Source organism: uncultured Methanobrevibacter sp. (assembly GCF_902801725.1).
Taxonomy (GTDB): Archaea; Methanobacteriota; Methanobacteria; order Methanobacteriales; family Methanobacteriaceae; genus Methanocatella.
Map to the genome: position 1 here is coordinate 6,068 of NZ_CADCJB010000010.1, position 25,141 is coordinate 31,208.

The following is a 25,141-nucleotide window of genomic DNA, read 5'->3' on the forward strand; positions in this document are numbered from 1 at the left end:
AAAAAAACACTATTAAAAAGCAAAAATGAATATAACAACATATATGTCAATTATATCATACATGAAAAACCACAACAAAATATAAAATAGGAATACAAAAAATAAACAAGACATTCAATAAAAAAAAGTAATTCAAAAAAGAATTCATTGAAATAAAAAAAGAATTACTTAAAAAATAAAAATTAAAGAAGATTTAGTTTAAAAATGAATTATTTTTTAAATCTTCTAATTTGAGTTGATCCGATAGTCAATAGTGCCAACAATAAAATCCACAACGGATTACCGGCAGCATAAGCGGACAATCCCATTCCATCACTAGTGTTTTTGGAAAGTTCTGCATCTTGTTCATGTTCTGTATCATTGCGGGTATTATTATTACCTTCAACAAAGATATCAGTCACTGTAACAGTTGCATTATATTTTGAATCACCAGAATATTTTACAACAGCTTTATAAACTCCTGCAGGCAATCCAGGTATTACCAATATAGCTTTTCCATTTTTAACTTTGGTTGTGAATTTTTTACCGGCAATAGTAACAGTTACAGTTCCTGTTGCATCACTTGGAAGTTTAATTGTAACGGTTGCATCTTCACCAACAGTAACATCATCACTACTAGCGGACATTTTAGATTGTGCCTTTTCAACAGCGAATTGTACTGAAGAAGTCATTGCTTCATACTTGCCGTCACCAGGATATATTACTTTTGCAGTGTATTTGCCAGCATTAAGTTTTGGAATAGCAACTTTAGCTTTACCATTTATAATGTCAGCATAATAACCGACACCATTAATTTCAACCAATACTTGACCGGTTGCATCTTTTGGCAAATTAACATTAATGTATTCAACTTTTCCAACAGTCACATCTTTAGCTGTAGGAGTCATGGATGATTTTACCTTGGATACTATGAATTGAACTGAAGTTGAATTTGCAAGATACATATCATCACCAGAGTATTTTATGACAGCATTCTTATCACCTGCTGTTAAACCAGGAATAGAAATTTGAACTTTACCATCTTTAATGACACCAGTATAGGAATTACCGTCAATTTCAACAGTTACAGTACCAGTAGCATCTTTAGGAACAGTAACAGTGATTATCTCATTTTGACCAACATCAACATCAGTAGATGAAACTGACATTGGAGCTTCATGTTTTGGAATATCCACAGTCACATAAACCTTTTTGCTTGCATAATTACTGTCACCAGAGTATTTTACTTCAGCAGTGTAAACTCCAGGAGTGGTTTTATCCAAGTTGATTGATGCAGTACCGTTTACAACATCCACAACATATTCATCATCACCGATTTTGACAGTTACAGTACCAGTAGCATCTTCAGGCAATGTTACAACAACAGTTCCATTACCTTTATCGACAATGCTCACTTCAGGATCTATTTTAGATACAGTAAAGATTGTAGCATTAGTTGAAGGCAAGTACTTTTGATCACCATTATATCTTACGCTTACGAAGTATTCACCTTTTGGAAGACCGGATATGACCAGTTCTCCTTTTCCGCCACTTACAGCAACTGAATATTTAGTGTCGCCTGACGGAATATTTAATGTTCCGTCATCCAAGTTGAAGTTGTATTCTTCTCCACCTATTATTACAGTTACATTACCTGTTGCATCTGAAGGAACAATCAATTTAATGTTCTCATTTTCACCAACAGCAATGTTCACTGCTGTTGGAATTACGAATGAATCAAGTTTTACAACTTTAAATGATTTTGAAGTGGAACTTGAACCATATTTGTCATCACCAGTATAGGTTACATTCACTTGATATGTTCCTCCGCCCAAGTGTGGGATTTCAGCTACTCCAGTACCGTTTGTTACGTTGACATAATATCCGACACCATCAATGTCAATTAATACTTGACCGGTAGCATCATTTGGAAGTTTTATAGTGACTTTTAAGTTTTCACCAACATCAATATCTTCAATAGTTGCTTCAATAGTTGAATCACATTTGTCAACACGGAATTGTGCTGTAGTAGTATTTGCATTGTGTTTATCATCACCGTCATATTTTACAAATACTGATTTGCTTCCAGCAGTTAAGTTTTCAATAGCGAATGTTGCTTTACCATCCTTAATATCTGAAGTGTATTTTTTACCATCAATTTCAATAGTTACAGTGCCTGTTGCACCTTTAGGAACATTCACAGTAATAATTGCATTATCACCGACATTAATGTTTTCTACGATGACAGACATTGGAGTGTCTTGTTCTGGAACAGTCACTTTGCTTGTTAATGAAGTTCCTTCAGTGTTTTCATCACCGGAGTAGATGACTTCAACATCATGAGGTCCAGGAGTTGAATCATCAACTGTCACAACAGCAGTACCGTTAACAATAGGTGCAGTGTATTCCTTATCGCCAACCTTAATAGTAATATTACCAGTAGCATTTTCAGGAACAACAACCACAACAGTGCCGTTGCCTTTATCAACTACTTTAATATCATCAGCACTGATTTTATCTTTTGCCACTTCTAATTTAGTGGAGTTAACGCTAGATGCATATTTTGTGTCACCATTATATTTAACTTTGACATCATAGTTACCAGCTTCAAGATCTGAAACAACCAATACTCCTTTACCGCCTGAAACAGGAACAGTGTAAGACTTATCACCAATAGTTACAGTCACAGTACCAGTAGCATCACTAGGAACAGTCACTTCAACGATAGCCTTATCACCATAAGTGATATCATCAACTTTAACTGATACCGCTGAAGGAACCTCATCCACTTTAACAGATTTTGATCCTGCTTTAGATGGACCATACTTATCATCACCAGGATATCCGGCAACGACTTCATGATTTCCACCGGTTGCGCCAGGAACTACTAATTGTCCTTTACCATTTGTAATATTTACATAATATCCGACACCGTCAACATCAACAAGAACAGGGTCAGTCACATCTTTAGGTGCAGTGACATCAACAATAATAGTGTCTCCATCGACAAGTACATCAAATTTAATTTCAGGAGCTGCTTTGGATACTGTGATGTTTGCAGTAGTATGATTACCTGCATAAGTATTATCACCGGAATATTCAACAGCAATTGTCTTATCACCATCAGTTAAGTTTTTAATATTGAATGTGACTTTTCCGCCGCTAACATCTTTAGTGTATTTCTTACCATCAATTTCGATGGTTACACTGCCTTTTGCATCTTTAGGAACATTCACAGTGATTACTTCAACATCTCCAACTTTAATATTGTTTACTGTGACAGACATTGGAGTTTTGATTTTCGGAGTTGTTACATTTGCTTTTGTAGAAGTGCCTTCATTGTTAGCGTCACCAGAATAAATTACCTCAATTTCGTGAGTTCCAGGAGCAGTATTTTCTAAAGTTATTGTTGCAGTACCATTAACAATAGTTGCATTGTAGATTTGGTCTCCAACTTTAACTGTTATATTTCCTGTTGTATTTTCAGGAACAACAACTACAACAGTACCGTTGCCTTGGTCAATGACCTTAAGGTCATCAGGACTGAGTTTGTCTTTAGCAACTTCCAATTTGGTGGAGTTTGTGCTTGATTTGTATTTAGCATCTCCATTGTATTTAGCTTCAACAGTGTAGTTGCCTGCACCAAGGTCAGGAACAACCAATAGACCTTTACCACCTGAAACAGGAACAGTGTAAGACTTACCCTTAATAGTTACAGTCACATTACCTGTAGCATCTACAGGAACATTAAATATGATTACTTCATTTTCTCCAGATGCTATGTTTTGAGCAGTAATGTTTAAAGTTGATTTGTTTTTGCTTACCTTGAATGTTGCTGAATCAGATCCACCTGTGTAGTTATCATCTCCGAGGTAATTTACATTAACTGTGTAGTCATCAGCAGGCAAAGTATCAAGTTCAAGTACTGCGTTACCTTTACTTATATTAGCATAGTATGGAACACCATTAATGTCAATCAATACTTGGCCTGTAGCATTTTCCGAAACAGTTACGGTAATTGTCTGTTTGCCACCGACAGTGCTGTTTGAAATTAATACACTTACAGAAGCATCAAGTTTGGTTACTTCAAATGTTTTTGAAGTCCAGTTGCCTGTTAAGTTCTTATCTCCATCATAAATTACAGTTACTGTGTGTTTTCCACTAGCAAGTACCGGAGTTGTGAAGTTAGCTTTACCGTCTTTTATCGGGGCCGTGTAGTTTACACCATCAATATTGATGGATACATTACCTGTTGCATTAATGTTGCTTACAGTTATGTTAATCACTTGTTTTTGACCAATTGTGATGGAATCTTTCATTTCCACATCAACTGTAGTGTTTTGTTTGATTACATTGAATGTTGCAGTTGCAGTGGCTTTGTTGTAGTTGTCACTTCCCATGTATTGAACTGTAACTGGGTATTTACCTGCAGTTAAATTATAAACATCTACACTTGCCTTACCATCAAATTGATTATTCCATCTGGTTGCTCCTAATACTGCATGACCATTATTCAAGTAAACTTCTACACTTTTACCGTTGACAGTAACATTTACTTTTCCTGGTGCATTAGATGTGATTTTAATAGATTCTACGCCACCATATATAATGTCATTAACATCAACTGTTATTACAGGATCTGCTTTTGCCACTTCGAATTTGGAATCAGCAGATGTTGAGCTGATATTGTCATTACCGTTGTAGGTTACTTTAAGTGTGTAGTTGCCTGCATCTAATTCTGAAATAAGATATTCAACTTTACCATTTACAAGAGATTTAGTTTCACTTGTAATTCCATCACCGGAAATAGTTACAGTACCTGTTTCATTTACAAATACTGTTACAGGTACTTTTTCACCGTAAGTTACATTACCGACAACTACATTAACATTAGTAGTTGCTTTGCCAACAGTGAATGTTGCTGTGTCATCGTCTCCGACATATCTGTCATCGCCAGCAAATACAGCTTTGACTTCATGGGAACCTCCACTTAGTCCAGAGGCATTGAATCCACCTTTACCTTTAACTATAGCAACATAATAATCTCTACCATCGACAGTCAATTTAACAGTAGTGTTGATAGTAGGATCTAATTCAACAGAAATAACTGCAACATCACCATAGGTTACAGGACCTGCAACACTGACTTCAATTGAAGTAACAATCTTATTGACTCTTAAGATTACTGGGTCAGAAGTGCTTTTGTCATACTTACTATTACCTGCAAATACTGCATTAATAATGTAGGTACCGTTAGTAAGATCAGTTAAGACAAAGTTACCTGTACCACTGACAAGACCGACGGTATGATTAGTGCCGTTGACTTTAACTGTGACAATTGCATTAATTGGAATAACCTTATTAGATTCATTTAGTAACTGAATACTGACAGTAGCATTATCGCCAACATATATGGAATTTTTATCAATACTGATGGATAGATTAGTGACAATCATATTGGACAGTAATGTTTTTGCATCTGAAGTGCTGCCAGCATATTTATCATTACCTGCGTATTCCGCTTTAATTGAATAAGTATCATTAGCCAAATTAGTAAGATAGAATTTTCCATTACCATTTGTAACAGCAACTTCATATGACTTATCAATAATGTTAGGAGAGCTGAGTGTTACGGTCACATATCCAGTAATGCCAGGATTCATTGTAACTTCAACTAAGACATCATCACCTGCAGGAATAGGAGAATTGAAGTTAACATCCACAGTAGTTGCGACTCTGTTAACAGTGAACTCTTTAGCAGCAGATGCCTTACTATTATACTTGTCATTACCTGTGAAGTTAGCAACAACCCTCAAAGTAGCATTATTAACCGGAGTGTAATCCAAAGTAGTAACATTAGCATCCACAACATGAACAGTATAATTAGCACCATTAATCATGAACACAACATCACCAGTAACCTTCTTATTCAAGTTAGCAGTGAAAGTCACAGGACTACCAACAACAATAACAGCAGGAGCAGTAACATCAGAAACACTAATAGTCAAATCATTTTTAACAACATAGAATACACTATGATTGCATGAAGATTCATAATTAGCATCAGCTGTTAAATTAGCAACAATAGTGTAAGTACCATTAGCCAAACCACCAGCAATAGTCACTTTATTATTAGTATCAACAGTGTAAGATTTACCATTAATAGTAACACTTACAGTACCAGTGGAATTAGCAGGAGTTAAAGTAATTACAATATCATCACCGACATTATAAACCTCTTCAACACTAATACCAATACTTGAAGTTGCTTTAACAATAGTAAATGTTGCAGTATCACTGGATCCATAATAATTATCAGACTCAGCAATTGTAGCAACAACAACATAATCATCAGTAGCATTAGCAGTGAAAGTAACTTTATTATCAGTTACAGTATAACCATTATTATTAATTTTAACAGTAGCAGTACCATTAACCGGAGTCAAAGTAACAGTTACAGTATCACCAATCACATAAACATTATCCACACCAATTACAACACTGGAAGTTGCCTTATCAACATTATAATCAACATCAACAGATTTATTAGCATATTTACTGTCTTGATCAAATTTAACAGTAACAGATTTCGCACCAGCATCAGTCTCCTTATCTAAAGTAATAGTAGCCTTACCGCCTGAAACAGGACCAGTGTAAGACTTATCACCAATAATTACAGTCACAGTACCAGTAGCATCACTAGGCATAATAACAGTCACAACAGAACTACCACCAACAACAGTATCAGTTGCAATAACCTCGAAATCATAAACACTAACTTTATTCACAATAACCTTATGAGCATTATCCACACTATCAGCGTATTTATCATCACCAAGATATTTAACAGCAACATAATAAGTATTATTAGCTAATCCTGAAACATAAACAGTAGCCTTAGAATCAACAAGACCAACACTTTGAGTCTTACCATTAACAGTCACATTAACAACACCAGTAGCACCACTAGTAACAGTAACAACAATCTTAGCAGTCTCACCAACCTCAATAGTCACATCACTCAAACTAACAACAGAACCAAGCCTGTTAACAGTGAACTCTTCAGCAGCAGAAGCTTTACTGTTGTACTTGTCATTACCAGTGAAGTTAGCAACAACCCTCAAAGTAGCATTATTAACCGGAGTGTAATCCAAAGTAGCAAAATTAGCATTCACAACATGAACAGTATAATTAGCACCATTAATCATGAACACAACATCACCAGTAACCACTTTATTCAAGTTAGCAGTGAAAGTGACTTTATCACCAACATAAATAGTAGCAGGAGCAGTAACATCAGAAACACTAATAGTCAAATCATTCTTATTAACACTGAATTGGGCAGTAGTTGAGTAGTAATAGTATCTGTCATCACCGATGTATGCTGCAACAACAGTCTTATTGCCGTAGGTTATGGATGGGATGTAGAATGTTGCATTACCATTTGCATCAGTTACATTAGTAAATTTAATACTATTGATTTCAATAGTTACATTTTCAGTTACGTCTTTAGGTACGCTTACAACGACTTTCACAGTGTCTCCAACATAAATGCTTTCATTGTTGAATACTTTAATAGTCATTGGAAGTGAAGTTTTGTTTACTGTGAATAATGATGTGAAGTTTATGTGTTCGAATTCAGTATCATTTACTGTAGCAGTAACTGTGTAAAGTCCTGCTGTAAGGTTAAGGCTAGTAATGTTGAATGTAGCTTTATTATTTGTGAATGAAGTATTTCTGAATTTATTTCCATTTACCCAAATGACTACATCATCAACATGGTTAGGAACTTCAACAGTGATAATCTCATCGTCGCCAACAGTAATGTTCATTCCAGTTACATTAATTCCATAAGTATTAATCTTGTTAGGAGTGAATTCACGGTCCCATATAGCTTCAGTGAAGTTTTCGTTGCCGCCGTATTCCACAATGATTTGGTAAGCTTTATATTCTGTGAGAATTTGGGTTATGAAAGGTTCACCAATAAGAACGTTAGGATATAGTACTCCACCAACAGTGACATTTAACACTTTTCCTTGAATCTCATTATTAATGTAGATTTTTACAGTAGCGTTTTCATAAACAATTCCTTCGACTATACAGTCTAAACCAGGATTTGCTTTTTTAACTTCGAATGATTTGTTTACTTTATCTGTATTGTTAATGTTGTAGACTGCATCACCGGAGTAGCTAGCATAAACTGTGTAGTTGTTAGCTCCTAAACCGGATACGATCCAATTGACTTTTCCGTTGTTGATTGGTAAAGTAATTGATTTAGTATTATTGATTCTGATTGTAATGTATCCTGTAGCAGCATTATTGATTGTTACAGTAATGTTTGCAGCTTGACCATAAACAATATCTTTAACAGTAATACCCATGGTAGTGTTTAATTTAATTACTTTGAAAGCATTTCCTGTTTTATTTACAGCAGCATGATCAACATCACCAAGGTAATAAGCTTTAGGAGTGTATTCTCCAACAGGTAAAACAATGTCTAATGTAGCAACACCTTGTTTAATATCAACTGTGTAGTTGTAATCACCGATTTCAATTAATACTTTACCGGTAGTTACGTTAACCATTGTTACGGTAATTTTTGTAATGTTTCCTATAACCACACTGGTTGGATTTGCAACAACACTTAAGTCAGTGCCTGTTTTAGCTATTTCAAAGACAGTTCCATTAAACTGACGGGTGTAGTTTTTATCTCCATCATATCCTGCCATTACCCCATTAGTTCCAATATCCAATACGTTTACAAATCTGGCAACACCGTCAGCAATACTCTCTTCATATTTTTGTCCGTTGACATAAATCACTACGCTTCCGGTTGCATTTACAGGAAGTTTTACAATAACATCATAATCATCTCTGGTTATTACGAGTGTAGGATCAGCCTTTGGAATATTAGGAGCGAATCTTTGTGACAATTTGCCATAATTTAAGTCACCAGGATACTCAACAATTGCGGAATGTTGGCCTGCAGAAAGATTATTTAATTTTAAGGTAGCTTTACCGTTAATAATATCAACAACATATGAAATGCCATCAATTTTTATGGTTAGTTTATCTCCTAAAAGATCACTAGGAATGTTTGTTATATTCATTGTTGAATATTCGCCATACGGTTTATATTCAACTTCAGTTATTGTTACTTTCCAGTCAGCAGGATTTACTTTGAATTTAGTTTCATTCTCATGACGAGCATATTTTGAATCACCATTATAAATTACTTTTGCAATATATTCACCGCCAGCAAGACCTGCAATATTATCCCATACAGCAATACCATTCTGATTAATAACTGCATTACCTTTAAACTCATCATTAATGTAAATGGACACTTCACCAGTTACACCTGCCGGGAGAGATACCCTTACAGCAGCATTTTCTTTATATGTAATGTTATCAACTTTAACATCCATTATATAATCAATAGCAGGACGTACTGTAAATGAAATTTTAGTAACATTACTAGCGAAGAAAGTTGAATTTGGATAATATGTTACATTGATATTTGTGTAAGTATTAGGAACCAATCCTGAAATATTGAATTTTGCCACTCCATTATGGATATATGCAACACCGATAACACCATTAATATTTATTGCAATGAAACCAGTTGCATTTTCATTGACAGTTACATTAATCAATAAACGATCTCCGTAATAGATAGGGGTTGTTACGTTTGCAGTAATGTTTGTATTGAATTTTTTCACGTTGAATGTTGTGAAATTGATTTGATAGTCATAGTAAGTACCGTTATTGAACATTACTGACATTGTATATTCGCCAGTGGCATTTATTACATTTCTATAAAGAGTTTCATTAATACTAACTATTTTAGTACCGTTATCCTCAAGTTTTACCTCAGCAAGCACTTCCTTACCATTTATTCTAATCCAAATATATCCGTTTTCAGTATTTGTAGCATTGGTTGTTATATTAGCGATAATATCTTGACCATAGAATATATCATCCACTAAAATCTTAATCCAAATCGGACGTGCTTTTAAGACTGAAACAGATGTATTTGTAACACCGAAGTGGTAATTATCACCGTTATATGTAGCGGTGATTGTGTAAGTTCCGGTATGCATATGGGTTTTTGTGACATTTGCAAAAGCTATAAGCCATCTTCCATTCACAGTAGAACCATAAATAGTACCAGTTAACTCTTCACCGTCAATCATAAAGTAGACTTTCTGACCAATAATGGTGAAATTACTGTATACCCCATCATATGGAAGAGTTATTTGAGCTGTAAATGTAATGTTTTCATTAACTTCTTTACTTTGGATTATTTCAAGATTAGTGCGCATTTTAACTTTTAGAGTTCCTGCACGGTAGGTACATTTAGCCAAACCGGTATCATTACCCATGAGTAAAAATACATCCTGAATAAATGCAGCAGGACAATGCCATCTATTATATGTTAAATTATATTTTGCACCTTGATCATATATGGTATTATTATTGTAAGTGCCTAATGAACTTACAGAAATGATAGTATTGTGATTATCATCAGTAATATTGGCGAAGAAAGTGAAAGTTTGATTCCATTCGACTTCATAAGTATCATTATTCAACATGTCCAGATAGGTTTGGGTCATTATTGTACCGTTGTTAAATATTACATAATCAAAGTTGTTTCCTTTAAGATACAATTTACCGTCGTTCCATACTGAATAATCGACAGGATTATATTTACTGTCGTAATCATTTTCAAGATAATGCATATCTTTATTTGGATTTGGACCAGTAATGTTATTGTTGGTTAAGTACACTGTAGCCGGCCTGTAAACCCATATTGCATCCCTACCAGTAAAGTTAGAGTCAATGACAGTAGAAATTCCATTATTAAAGTATATTGCACCACCGTAATCAACAGAAGCACCATATTCAGCAAAAGTACTGTTTTGTACAGTTACATTACCATCTATGTAAATTCCACCACCATTACCGTCAGGGGTTTTGGTGTCATAGAAAATTGAATTTTTAATTGTTGTATCATTTATGTTGATTAAATAGAATGAACCACCATTTTCAAATGCTTTGGATTTATTTACTTTGAGTGAATCAAATGTTAAATTGGTTGAATTGATCCATGAGATAGAACCACCGCTTAAACTGGACATAGCATTACCAAATGTTAAATTATATAATACAGAATCATTACAGTTTACTGCTGAAATGGATCCACCATTAGCGTTGGATCTAAGATTCATAAATTCTGAATTGGAAATGTATAAACCAGTTGCATTTTCCCAGTGAATAGCTCCACCTTCACCGAAAGCCTTAAGTGAAGAATCAATGTAACCTGCACCCATACCATAATCAAATATACAGTAAGCGATTGTGGTATTGTCGGCGTTATGACCTGAAATTGCACCACCGCTTATTAATGCTAATGAGAATGTGAAGTTTGTATAGGTTATCTTAGCGTTGTTACTGTATAAAGCGATTGCACCACCGTCACCCAATGCACGGGAAGATTTGAATGAGGAATTGAATATTGTAATATTGGTTGAGTTTACACCGGCAAATATTGTACCACCATTTACTGCAATTGAGTCAATAAATGTAGTGTTTGCAATTAAACCGTTAGGACCTACCCAATCAATAGCTCCACCTTGACCATATTTAACATCAGTAACATAGTTGGTATCAAAGTGGGAGTTAAGTACTTTACAGTTTGAACTGTCTCCTCTTACATATATAGCTCCACCACTTCTGAAAGCAGTATTGTTGATGAAAGTGTAATTGTTAATTTTGATTCCATCTACGTCTAACCATGCAAGAGCCGCACCAGCAATGTCTGCATGGTTTTTAATGAAAGTATTGTTTCCACCGAATCCACCGGTAGCGTTAGCTTCCCTACATAATGCAGCACCATATTCACCAGCATAGTTATTTGTGAATCTAGCGTTGTTAAGACCCATCATACTAGAGTTACAGTCAATAGCACCACCGTTTTTGGTAGCTCTGTTTCCGTCAAATATATCATTGAATAATCTACTGTTACTGGAAACACCATTCAGGTAGATAGCTCCACCGTAGACAGCTTCGTTAGCTGTGAAATTAGTGTAGAATATATCACCTGCAGATGCCATCCAGTCGATAGCACCACCATGATCGCCAGCAATGTTTTTGTCAAATACTGAGTAGTATATTGTATTGTTCTCACCGGTACCACCTACCATGAGTGCTCCACCGTGTTGTCCTGCAGTATTTGAGTAGAATCGACTGTCATTGACTGATACACCTTTTGCTCTTAAATTGATAGCACCACCATCGATTGTAGCGCCGTTTCTTGTAAAGGTTACATTGTTGATTTTAGTGAATCCTGATTCTACACCTGCAGCAATAGCACCTCCAACGTCTGCATGGTTGTTAGTAAATATTGAATGTATGATTGTTGCGTTGTTAGCATTGATGTCGATAGCTCCACCAATTCTTAAACCATCACCAGTTACATTGTTACCTGTGAATATACAATTTTCAACAATACAGAAGTCACTGTAGTTACCTACATAGATTGCTCCACCTCTTTCACCGGCAGTGTTGTCTGTGAAGTTATAGTAATTAATGTGAATGTTTTGAACACCAAGCCATGCAAGAGCCGCACCGGCAATGCCCGCATGGTTGTAATTGAATACGTTATGGTGTCCATGACCATATCTTGCACCGGATTCCCTACATAAAGCTGCACCGTATTCACCAGCATAGTTATGTTCAAATGTTAAATTGTAAATTCCAACATATTCAGCATTACAGTCAATAGCACCACCGTTTTTGGTAGCATTATTGTAAGTGAATTTTGTATTGGTAATATTGGTATAATTTGATCTTCCGTTTAAGTAGATACCTCCACCGTAAACTGCAGAGTTTCTGGTGAATGTGGAATTGACAATTTCACCTTCATGAGCAATCCAATAAACACCAGCACCATAACCGGTTGCAATATTTCCATCGAACAGTGATTCATGTATTTTATTTTCAGTACCTACACCGCCGACATATATTGCACTACCGTTAATAGCACCATTGTTATAGAATTTACCGTCATCAATATGTACGCCTGAAGCATGTAAGTTAATAGCTCCACCACGTTCATAAGCAGTATTGGATGAAAATACAGTATGATTAAATATAGTATTACCTGAACCTGCACCTATATATATTCCTCCTCCTAATCTGGCTTTGCCTCCGGTAAAGCTTGTGTTTACAATAGTTGCGTTAGATGCAAAAATGGACATTGCTCCACCAGTACCTAAAGTAGAATCAAGATCTTCTTGAGTAATATAATAGAATATTGTTTCAGTAGCCTCTACATCTGTGGTTAAAGCTTTGGAAGGGTCAATGGTAGATTCAGTTCTATAAATCATGCGTGTGCCATCCCATGCTGTCCAAGCGAATTGTTCACCACCAATCCAACCATTTGTTTTATTGGTTACATAGTTATTTTCAAATTCACATTCAATAACAGAACAGTTATGGCTGGTCGGACTTACATAAATAGCACCGCCGGCAACATCAGCATAATTATTAATGAAGGTATAATTTGTAATCTTAATACCAATAGATCCCATCCATCCTAAAGCTGCACCAGCAACAATAGCATGATTATTTTTGAAAGTGTTATTGGCACCGGAACCACTTTTTGCATTAGTTTCCCTACATAAAGCAGCACCAAATTGTGCAACATTACCGTCAAACACAGTATTTAATAAAACCATTGTAGATGCATTACAGTCAATAGCACCACCATCATATTTAGCATGGTTTTCTTCAAATACACAATTTTCAATTCTACTGTCAATTGAATTTTTACCAAAGTATACTCCACCACCATAATCAGCATGGTTATCGGTAAATCGGGTATCAATAATAGTACCTGAAGAAGCAACCCAGTCAATAGCTCCACCAAGACCATCCATTGCTGTTTCATTACTACTTATAGCATTATTTCCTTCGAAAACAGACCCATATATATAATTATCAGTACCTACACCGCCGACATATAATGCTCCACCTTTATTAGCATTGTTGTTGTAGAAGTTGGATGCATTTACAGTAACTGAAGATGCGACAATACTAATTGCACCACCAGTAAAGACTGCAACATTATCACGGAAAGTGGATTTGGTAACATTGATTTCACCAGAACCCTCACCTACATACATTGCACCACCTTCATACGCACGGTTGTTAGTGAAAATTGAATTATAGACAGTACCTTTTTCTGAATACCATTCAATAGCACCACCATGACCGTTTACAGCATTTTCCACCCAATTGTTGTCAAAGACACAATTAAGTATTTCACAATTTAAACTGCCTTCACCGACATAAATTGCTCCTCCACTATAACCTACATGGTTATTATAGAAGTGATAATCATCTATGGAAATACGTGTTGCATTTATCCATGCAAGTGCAGCACCAGCATATTGCGCATAGTTACTAATGAAAGTATTGTTTTTACCATGACCTGCAGTAGCATTGATTTCCCTACATAAAGCCGCACCCATATATGCGAAGTTTTCTTTGAATGTAGTATTGAATAATCCCATTTTGGAAGCATTACAGTCTATAGCTCCACCATTAGTGACTGCAGTATTATATACAAATGTTGTATTTATAATCAGACAATTTGGAGCGGTAACATTATAATATATTCCTCCACCAATTTTTGCAGTATTGTTATCAACAATTGAATTGGACAGGGTACCGTTTGCTCCAGCCCAGTATATGGCTCCTCCCTTATTACCATCATGATACATAGGGTCACCATAAGTACCATTGGCATTACCTCCAACCAATACGACATTATCAATAGTAATATTTGAAGAGGTAATGTAGAATATTCTTGAATATCCTGCTGCATCAATACGCCATCCTTGACCATGGATTGTGAATGGGTGAGTAATATTTGTTAAATTAATGCATCTGTCATCCATATCTATTGTTGATCCTTGGTATTCTGGGGTGAAAGTGAAAGCCCTATTTAAATAAATCTCATTTTCGCCACGTTCAAGAGCATCCTCAATTAATTGTTGAAGGAGTTTGAACGGACCCATAATCTTACCGTGAGCTTGTGCAACTGAAGAATTTACTTTATACATATAATTAGCATCTTCAAATGAAACAGTAATATTATAGTATTGGTCAGTCATAAGGGTATCGAAACCTACATATAACATTCCATCCCTATAATGAGTTTCGATGTTAGATGAATTTACAATTACAGTTCGGATTACCTCATGAGTAGTTGCATTGGTTAACTTCACAACAAACCTAAGCTTATAATTTTCATACCAGTTTCTAGGAGCATCAAGATAAACAGCAATAAATGGAGATTCCCTATCAGAAACAACCTTGATAAGGAACATATAATCATAGTTATCTTCAAATAATGATTTGGAAATAATTTCAATATTGGTATCATTTGTTCTAACAGTAGTTCTTCCTCCACTTACTGGAATACCAATTCCATCAAAGTTATTATAATCTCTGTATTTGTTAACCCCAGAATTAGTGACATACAAAACAGCAGCACCATTATAAATAGCAATGTTTTTAAGGAAAGTACAATTTAGTATTTTAAGATAATCATCTGTACTGGATGTACCACCATAATAAACAGCACCACCATTTTTAGCATATGAATCTGTAAATGATGAATCTTCAATATTTGCTTTTTTTACGCCTTCTTTGACATAAACAGCACCACCATCTCCGGTCGCTTTGTTTCCTTCGAAAATACAACTGATAATTTTTTGATTATCATTTTCAACATAAATGGCTGCACCTTCTGCAGTAGCGGTATTATTAATGAACTTACAATCATGAATATTATAATCGGAACTACCTGTAAATCCGGAATATATTGCACCACCCTGGGCGGCATCGTTTCCTGTGAAATTTGAAGAACCTATATCAACAGCATAACTACTTTTAATAATGAAAATAGCACCACCCTTATATGTAGCACTATTATTTATGAAATTATTCTTAGATGTTTTTACCTTATAATTAGCATTAACATAAATAGCACCACCATTTGCTGCGGAATTATTTATGAAATTATTGTCTGAAACAGTAGCTATGTCCGCATTAGGATTAGTGACATTAGGGATATATATTGCACCACCATCTCTAGTTGCTGAATTATTTATGAAAGTCATGTCTTGAATTGTGACCTTTTGTTTATTCCAGTATAATCCACCACCATTTAATGCTGAGTTATTTATGAAAGTCAAATTAGTGTATGTCATAACAACATCAGTAAGATATATTCCTCCACCATTACGTGATGCCTCACTATTAGAAATCTTGAAATTATTCGCAGTAAATGCCTTACCAGCATAAATACTTCCACCGTCACCACATTCATCACCACCAAATATGGCTTTATTACCATCAAAAGTAGCATTGGTCATAGTACAAGAAGTAATTGAGCTATGAATAGTGATACCTCCACCAAAGTTAGCAGTATTGTTTATGAATGTAGCATTTATGATTGAAATTTTATTAACAGATTTTAATAAAATTGCTCCACCACCTAAGTCATTATCACCATCTTTTGTATTACCATAAGCAGTGTTATTTATAAATGTGTTGTTTATTAAGAAAAATCCAGATCCCTGAGTATTACCAGTTTGCAAGTATAATGCACCGGCTTCCCTTAAAGACCAGCAATTTTGGAATATATTGTTACTAATAGTAAAATTCTGACCCGGTCTTGCGTACATTACTCCTCCCTGAACCCAAGTACCTTCAGGTTTGGAAGAAGTAGCAAAATTTCCATCAAAAAGACAGTTATCAAGGAAAAGATGACTACTTTTATCCCATAAAATAGCTCCACCATCAGCCTTACCAGTAAGGGAGCGGACTGAATTATTGAAGAACTTGGAATAGCTTATACCACAGTAAGATCCACCTTCTCCGAAATAGATGGCTCCTCCTCCTTTAGTAGAATGTCCTGGGTCTGCATAAGCAGTATTATTATCAAAAATACAACCTTTTACATAATCGTATTTTGCTGCACTCCAGAAGAGAGCTCCACCATCAGATTTTGCAACATTATTTGTGAAGTTAGAATAATAAACATTACAATGTTCACCTGTAGAATAGAAAGCTCCACCATCATGATTTGAATAACCGTTATCCAAGGAGGAGTTATAAACATTACAATAGTGACCTTTCAAATAAAGAATACCTCCCTGATAAGCAGCAGAATTTGTGAAATTGGAACCTATAATCTCAGCATTGTTACCCTCAATAAAAATCGCACCACCTAAATTATTAGCACTATAAGAAGTTGGGGAGACTCTTGCAAAGGTTAGGTTAAATGTGGAATTTTTGACAGTAGCATGGGTACCTTTAATATAAATGGATCCACCTTGACCGTTAGGTGATTGTGAAATAGTTGAATTAATACCTGAAATTTCAGTATTTTGACCACCAACATAGATAGCACCACCATTACCGTGAATCGCAATAGTAATATTGAAGTTTGAATCAATTATAGAAGCTAAGTTACCTTGAACGTAAATAGCACCACCGTTACCTTCTTTGTGAGCTCCAGATTTAATATAACCTGTAGCATTGGATTTACCGAAACTGGATTTCTCAATTATTGCATTATTTCCTGCAATATATACAGCACCACCATTATAATCAGCGGAAGTCATTGAAATAGAAGAACCATTAATAACAGTATTAGCACCATATACATAAATAGCACCACCTGTCTGTGCATGGGCCTGTTTCATAGTGGAATCTATAACTTTTGCATCTGCACCTTTAATATAAATAACACCTCCATAAAGGGTAGTGTTACTCTTAGATATGTCTGCTCCTTTAATGGTTGTATTAGTACCTTCAATATAAATTGCACCACCATCTTTTTCTGAGAAACACATGGTTAAGTTAGTGCCTGAAACGAAGGAATTATCACCTTCAATATACAATCCACCACCATCTTGAGTGGAATTGGTCAATGAAATGAAAGAATCAAGAACTTTGGAATCATCACCTTCAATATAAATTGCACCACCATTTACAGCAAAGCTCATTTCAGCAATAATTCCTTTGATGGTAACATTGTTACCTTGGATGTACATGAGTCCTCCTTCTTTACCGTTTGCCCTAATGAAAGTGGAATTTATAACATGGGAATTGTCACCTAATATGTAAATTGCACCTCCACCAGTGGTGTAAGTCTTACCTGTTTCCACTACTGTTTGGGAAACGTTATTTCTATCGAATGATGAATGTGAAATGGTAACGTTGTTACCTGTAGCGAATATTGCTCCTCCAGCAATCAAAGCACCGGACATTGTGAAACTGGATTTTGTAAGTGTTACATGGTTACCGTTAATGGAAATTGCACCACCGTTTGAGTGTGAATCGCCTAAACTTATTCCTTTGTTATCGAAACAGGTAATATTGGATATGTAACCGTAATCTCCTCTCCAGTTGATTGCACCACCATCGTCTCCAGCGATACTGTGTTTGAAAGTGGAATTGTATACATTACAGTGAATACCATCTACATATAATGCACCACCATCTTCAGTAGCGTTACAGAATTCAAAACTACATTCAGTAATTATAGTTCTGTTACCGATAAGCTTGATTGCACCTGCATTGTTAGGTGAATAACATCTGACAAATGAAGTATTTGTAATGTTTACGTCATTACCTGTTACAAATATTGCTCCACCGTCAGTTTCATTAAGTTTTGCTTTTTCAGTTGTATTTGCAAACAGTCCTCCTAAAATAAATTTGGAATCTGAAACAGTAATGTTTGAACCGGTAAGACAGATTGTACCACCTTTACTGGTTGAACCGAATCTACCTAAACCAGTGTTATTGTAGAATGTGGAACCGTATACTGAACAGTAATCGGAACCGTGGTCAAAGTTAATTGCACCACCATCGTCGTATACCGTATTGTTTTCAAATATAGAGTTTATAATGGTGTTGTTAGTGGAACCTTGGTCAAAGTTGATTGCACCACCATTACGGCGAGCGAGGTTGTAGTAGAATTTGGAGTCAATAATTTTACAGTTGGTTGCATATACATCAAATGCAATTGCTCCACCGTGACCGGTTAATTTAAGATCAAGCTCTGTATCCTTATTAGAGTCATTTCTTTCCTGAGTATAATTTTTCCAGGTGTTATTTGCAATACCTTTTGCATAGTTGTTAATAAAGGTACATAATTCAAATGTTACATTGGTGTTATCCTGCAAGAACACTGCTCCTCCACGACCAACTGAAGTACAGTTTATGAAAGTAGCATTGTAGATGTATTCGTGATCACCTGTAAACATGATAGCACCAGCGTCACCACCAGTAGTGTTAGTATCCCAGTGACTTGCATCCCAACCGGCATATTTTACTCTGCCGTCTTTACTTTGTTTTAATGCGCCACCATTGTTGGTAGCATTAATTATTCTAATATTTTCCATTCTACCATAGTCACCGTCATAGTAGATAGCACCGGCTGAACGTGCCGCACGAGTATTGTTAAATGTACAGTTGATTACTTTACCGTAGTTAGCACCTGCTAACCAGTCAAGACCTCCACCGTTTGTACCGGAAGTATCATTTTCGAAATAGGAATTTTGGAAAGTAATATTATCGGAACCGGTCATGTAAGCTCCACCACCACGACGAGCAGAATTGGAGTCAATAAATCTACAGTTATCTACAAGACCGTTGTCTCCTCTCCAAAAGATTGTTCCACCGTTTCCACCGAAGTACTCATCTGTAGCCCAGTCAACAGTAGATGGTCCGGTTTCAGTTGTGAATTCTATTGCATTCCAAGCTGTACCATTATATACCCACATTGTATAATTAGCACTACGATTGGTAACAGGGTTATGTCCTTGATACTGAATATATATTTCTTTATCTGCAGGGATATGAGGAGGTATATCTGTTCCATTAAGTTTCAATTGATCAAGACTTGTTATATCAACAATATCCCTGTTAATATCTGTACCCAATGCAGCGTTATTAGTAAAGTTACAGTCTTTCATATTTCCATTTGTACCGTCAAATGAAATTGCACCACCTGAACGGTATGCAGTGTTGTCATCAAATGAAGTATTCAATACATAAGCATTGGATGAACCTTTACCGAAACTTATTGCACCTCCAAGGCGTACTGCAGTATTGTTAAGGAATTTGCTGTTTTTGATTGTACCGTTGGTTGCACCTACATCAAATGCAATTGCACCACCATAACCGGTTAACCATAGGTTCAATCCTGAACTAATATCCTTATCATCATTGAATGTGTTAAGTGCTTTACCTGATGCGATGTTGTTTTCAAATTTACATGAATCAAATGTTACGTTATGGTTATCCTGTAAGAACACAGCTCCTCCACGACCGGAAGCATTACAGTTAGTGAATGTTACATTGTAAACATTAATGAATGAACCTGTATACATAATAGCACCAGCGTCACCACCAGTAGTATTTGTATCCCAGTGGCTGGAGTCCCATCCAGCATAAGTTATTAAATCACCTTTACTTGTTCTGAATGATGAGTTTCCACCATTGGATTTGGTATTTATAATAGTGATGTTTTGCATGTCACCATACCAACCGTCGTAGTAGATAGCACCAGCTGAACGTGCAGCTTGAGTACCGTTGAAAATACAGTTGTAAATCTTACCGTAGTTAGCACCTGCCAACCAGTCTACTCCTCCACCGTTGGTACCTGAAGTACAGTTTATGAAAGTACAGTTATCGTATTTTACATAGTCACAACCGGTCATGTAAGCTCCACCACCACGACGAGCGGAGTTGGAATCTATGAAAGTACAGTTGTATACATCACCAAGGTCACCACTCCAGAGGATAGTACCACCGTCACCACCGAAGTACTGATCTATTGCCCAGTCAACCGGGGAAATGATTGATTCAGATACATTAATATCAATTGAATCTAATTCCTTCCAGGAATATCCAGTACCATTAGGATTGATGACAAAGTAAGAGTGGAAATGAAGAAGACCATTATAAGTATAATTAAATACGACTAATTTGTCTACATAAGGGGATGGGTCAAGAGGCATTGAACTATTTTGAAGAACAACAATATCACCTAAGATTAATGTTCCATCATCTTTACGCTCAATTTTATCTCCCATATTTATAGGATATGTGTGCTCCCAGTTTGTACCGGTTGCTCTGTTGTTTACAAATCTTGAATTATGAATAGTACCATTATGACCATTCCAGTATACAGCACCACCATTACGTTTAGCAACATTGTTGATGAATACTGAATTATTAATTACACCATGTTCTGCACCTTCTATCCAAGCAAGTGCACCACCGTTAGTCTCTGCAATATTATCTTTAAAGTAGGATGAAATGATAGTACAGTTAACAGCACCAGTATTGAAGAAGATAGCACCACCACTCATATCAACACGGTAATCTACTGTAACACCTTCAGGAACTACACCAGCATAATTGCTGGTAAAGTTACAATAACTGAAAGTAACATTAGTATTATATCTTAAGTGAATAGCACCACCAAGGTAAAGAGCAGTATTTGAGGTGAAGTTACAATTTTCTATATCACCTAGAGATCCTCTCCAGACCATAGCTCCACCATTACCGCCTATGGTATCAGTTACGATAACAACACCTTCAGGAACTGTACCTGTCCAGTTACCTACTGCATGGTTATCTTCGAATGAACAATTTATCATAGTACCATTGATACCATTCCAGTATGCTGCACCACCACTACGCCATGCGGTATTGTTAATAAATATTGAATTGGTTAATCTACCATCATTAGCACCTTCTTGCCAATCAACACCACCACCATTAACTTCAGCAGTGTTGTTTTCAAATATACAATTATCTACAGTAGTATTTGTACTGTTTTCTGTAGAGTTACCGTGTATGAATATAGCTCCACCACGGAGTTTAGCATAGTTATTAGTAAAGTTAGAATCTTTAACAATACCATGACTACCTACCCATATTACAGCACCACCATCTCCACCACCGACAATGCCACCAATTTCACTAATGACATCACCAGTAGCAGTATTGTTAGTGAAAGTAGAACTAATTATATCACCATAATGACCACTCCAATGTATAGCACCACCACTACGTTTAGCAGTGTTATTAATGAAAGTACTGTTTCCTACATAACCATGTTTAGCACCAGCAGACCAATCAATAGCACCACCATTAGCACCAGCAGTATTGTTTAAGAAGTAACTGTTAATGAAAGTAGTGTTATCATCACCATGATTACAACTTTGTAAGTATACTGCACCACCACGACCAGTATCATTCTTAATAGTATTATGAGTAGCAACATTATCAATGAATCTACAGTTATCTACAGTACCATTAATACCTGCCCATAGGATTGCACCACCATCTCCCATGTTACCATAACTACCATTACGTAAAGCTTTAGCAGTATTGTTGGTGAAGTTAGAATCTTTGATTTCACCATTGTGACCTCTCCAGTATACTGCACCACCATTTGCTTCTGCAATATTGTTCTTAAATACAGATTTAAGTATATTACCATCAGTAGCACCTTCGTGCCAATCAATAGCACCACCGTTAGTGCCTGCAATATTACTTATAAAAGTACAACTATTAAAGGTAGTATTAGTACAATTACCTGCTAAACTACCTTGTAAGTATATAGCACCACCACGACCACCAGAAGTCCTAGCAGCATTATATTCAGCTTCATTGCTAATGAACCTACAATTACTTACAGTACCATTAGCACCGGTCCACATTATAGCACCACCATAACCACCATAGGTAAGATTGCCATAAGAGTCTTTAGCTTCAACAAGACCTAATGCCTTATTGTTGGTAAAGTTGGAATCTTTGATTGTACCATAAGTACCAAACCAATATACAGCACCTGCAGATCTTTTAGCTGTATTGTTAGTGAATTCGGAGTTACTGATTGTTGCATTAGTTGAACCATCTGAAAAGTCAACTTTTTCTCCTCTTGCAAAGTCAATTGCACCACCGTTAACTCCAGCAATGTTGTTTTTAAATACACAATTTGTAATCTTATCTCCTTCAACAGATCCGAAGAACACAGCACCACCATTTTCACTAGCTGTGTTGTTAATGAAATTACAGTTTATTAATGTTAATTTACCTTCTGAAATTATAGACCCTCCATTACCAGCGGCATTACCATTGATAAATGTAATTCCTTTTAATGTTACAACAGTATCTTCACCTGTAATATTAAATATTCTAGACTGCTTTTTAGCATCAATTATGACTTTGCCATCACCATCTAAAGTAATGGAGTGAGTAATACGTACTTCATTTTCTCCATCAGCTTTAGTATAGTTATTTTTAGCAAAGTTTGTAACGTCACCATTTACTATACTCTGTAAGTCGTTAAAGTTCTTTTCATTAGCAGCCCCCAAGCTATCTGTATTAGAACTAGGAAGTGCAAATGAAGAGACATCATTATCAACTGACAGGACTTCACCGTCAGTGCTATTTGATCCACTGTCAGCAGCAACTACTGCCTGAAGTGAGAAAATAACACATATTAATAATATTATTCCAAATATCTCTTTTTTATTCATAATACACCCCCTCCCTATTTTTTCTCAATATGAAATTTATTTCACTACGATGTAATTTTTCCATATCAAGGGAGAGTCTATCGTGCTATTTATTTTTGTTATTAACTAATATATATACTTTCTTTTTGTACATTTTGATAGCAAAATAGAAATATAATCAGATAATTATAATAATATCTAAACAAAATATAATAAAAAAATTATATAAATAAATATACTATAATAATTTAAACTAATAATGAATAAAAATTATTTAGTTAAACCTAAATTAAAATCATTTCATTAATAACGAATGAAAATAAACATAATATGCCATAAAAAGCAATGAATGAAAATAATACCAATATAATAAATTAATAATAAACAATATTCATAATATTGCTTAAAAATCAATCCAAATTGACTAAAAAATGAATTTTTTATATCCAGTTAAAATTGTCAAAATCCATTTCCAATAAACGAAAGACAACAAAATCAGACAAAACAAAATTAAAAGTAACAAATTACAATAAACTTAACCAAATGTAAACTAATTTGAAATAGTTTAATAATTAAAATAATAAAAAATGAATAACAATATAACAATTATTATAATAAAAAATACAACTATTTATAGATAAAATAAAAAAATTGAATGAATATAAACTGAAAAATGGGAAAAACAAGACCAATAACCCAATTCCCAGACACCCTTAATGAAAGTTTTTGCTTTAAGAAACCCCAAAAAATGGGAAAAAATAGGGAAATTTAAAAAGATGATTTGCATATCGACCAAAATACCAGGTAATTAAAAAAAATCCATGTATAAAAAAATCTACAGTAACTTTTTGATTTGGCAATTTTTTAGCTGAAAAAACTAGCCTATTTTGACTAACAAATGTATATGTAATGAACCATTTAGACGCATTTTGAAAGGTCAATTTCAAGATTTTCCAGCAAATTCCAAAAAATCAATGCAAAAAAAATATGACCACAGATTATACGGCCCACAATTAATTAAATTATATGATTTTACAGACTAAAAAAAATGATAAAAGATATTGTAATTGAAATAAAAAAACTAAATCAAAAATATACAATATACATTATTTCCTAAATTTTTTGATACTGCCAAATTAAACTGCAGGCAGTAACATCCCTAACTGATCACCCGTCTCTACCTGGCCAATTTTTCATACTTGCAGAAAGAGAAGTGATGATGATTCCTTGACAGATGTTTTATGAAATGGACATCAATGCCATATATTGAATCATTGGCCAAATTTTTTATCAAAAAAAATAGCCTATTTTGACTAACTAGTGTATATGTAATGAGCCATTTAGATAGATTTTGAAAGGTCAATTTCAAGATTTCACAAAAAATTCCAAAAACTGAATCTCAAATAAATGCAACCGGAATAATTTTAAAAAATATTGTTGGTGGAATTGAACAATCCAATATACAATTTACATCATTTCCTAAATTTTCTGATATTTCAAAAGTGAAAAAATAACATCAGCCAGAGTAATTAATGTGAGAA

1 protein-coding gene is annotated in these 25,141 nt (G+C 35.1%); it reads right to left on the reverse strand.

Features of this window, described 5'->3' with window-relative positions; genetic code table 11:
- Positions 1–209 precede the first annotated feature (209 nt).
- Positions 210–23,621, reverse strand: coding sequence for an Ig-like domain repeat protein (locus QZV68_RS03050; RefSeq protein ID WP_296878470.1), 23,412 nt, complete (start codon positions 23,619–23,621; stop codon positions 210–212).
- Between the last annotated feature and the right edge of the window lie 1,520 nt (positions 23,622–25,141).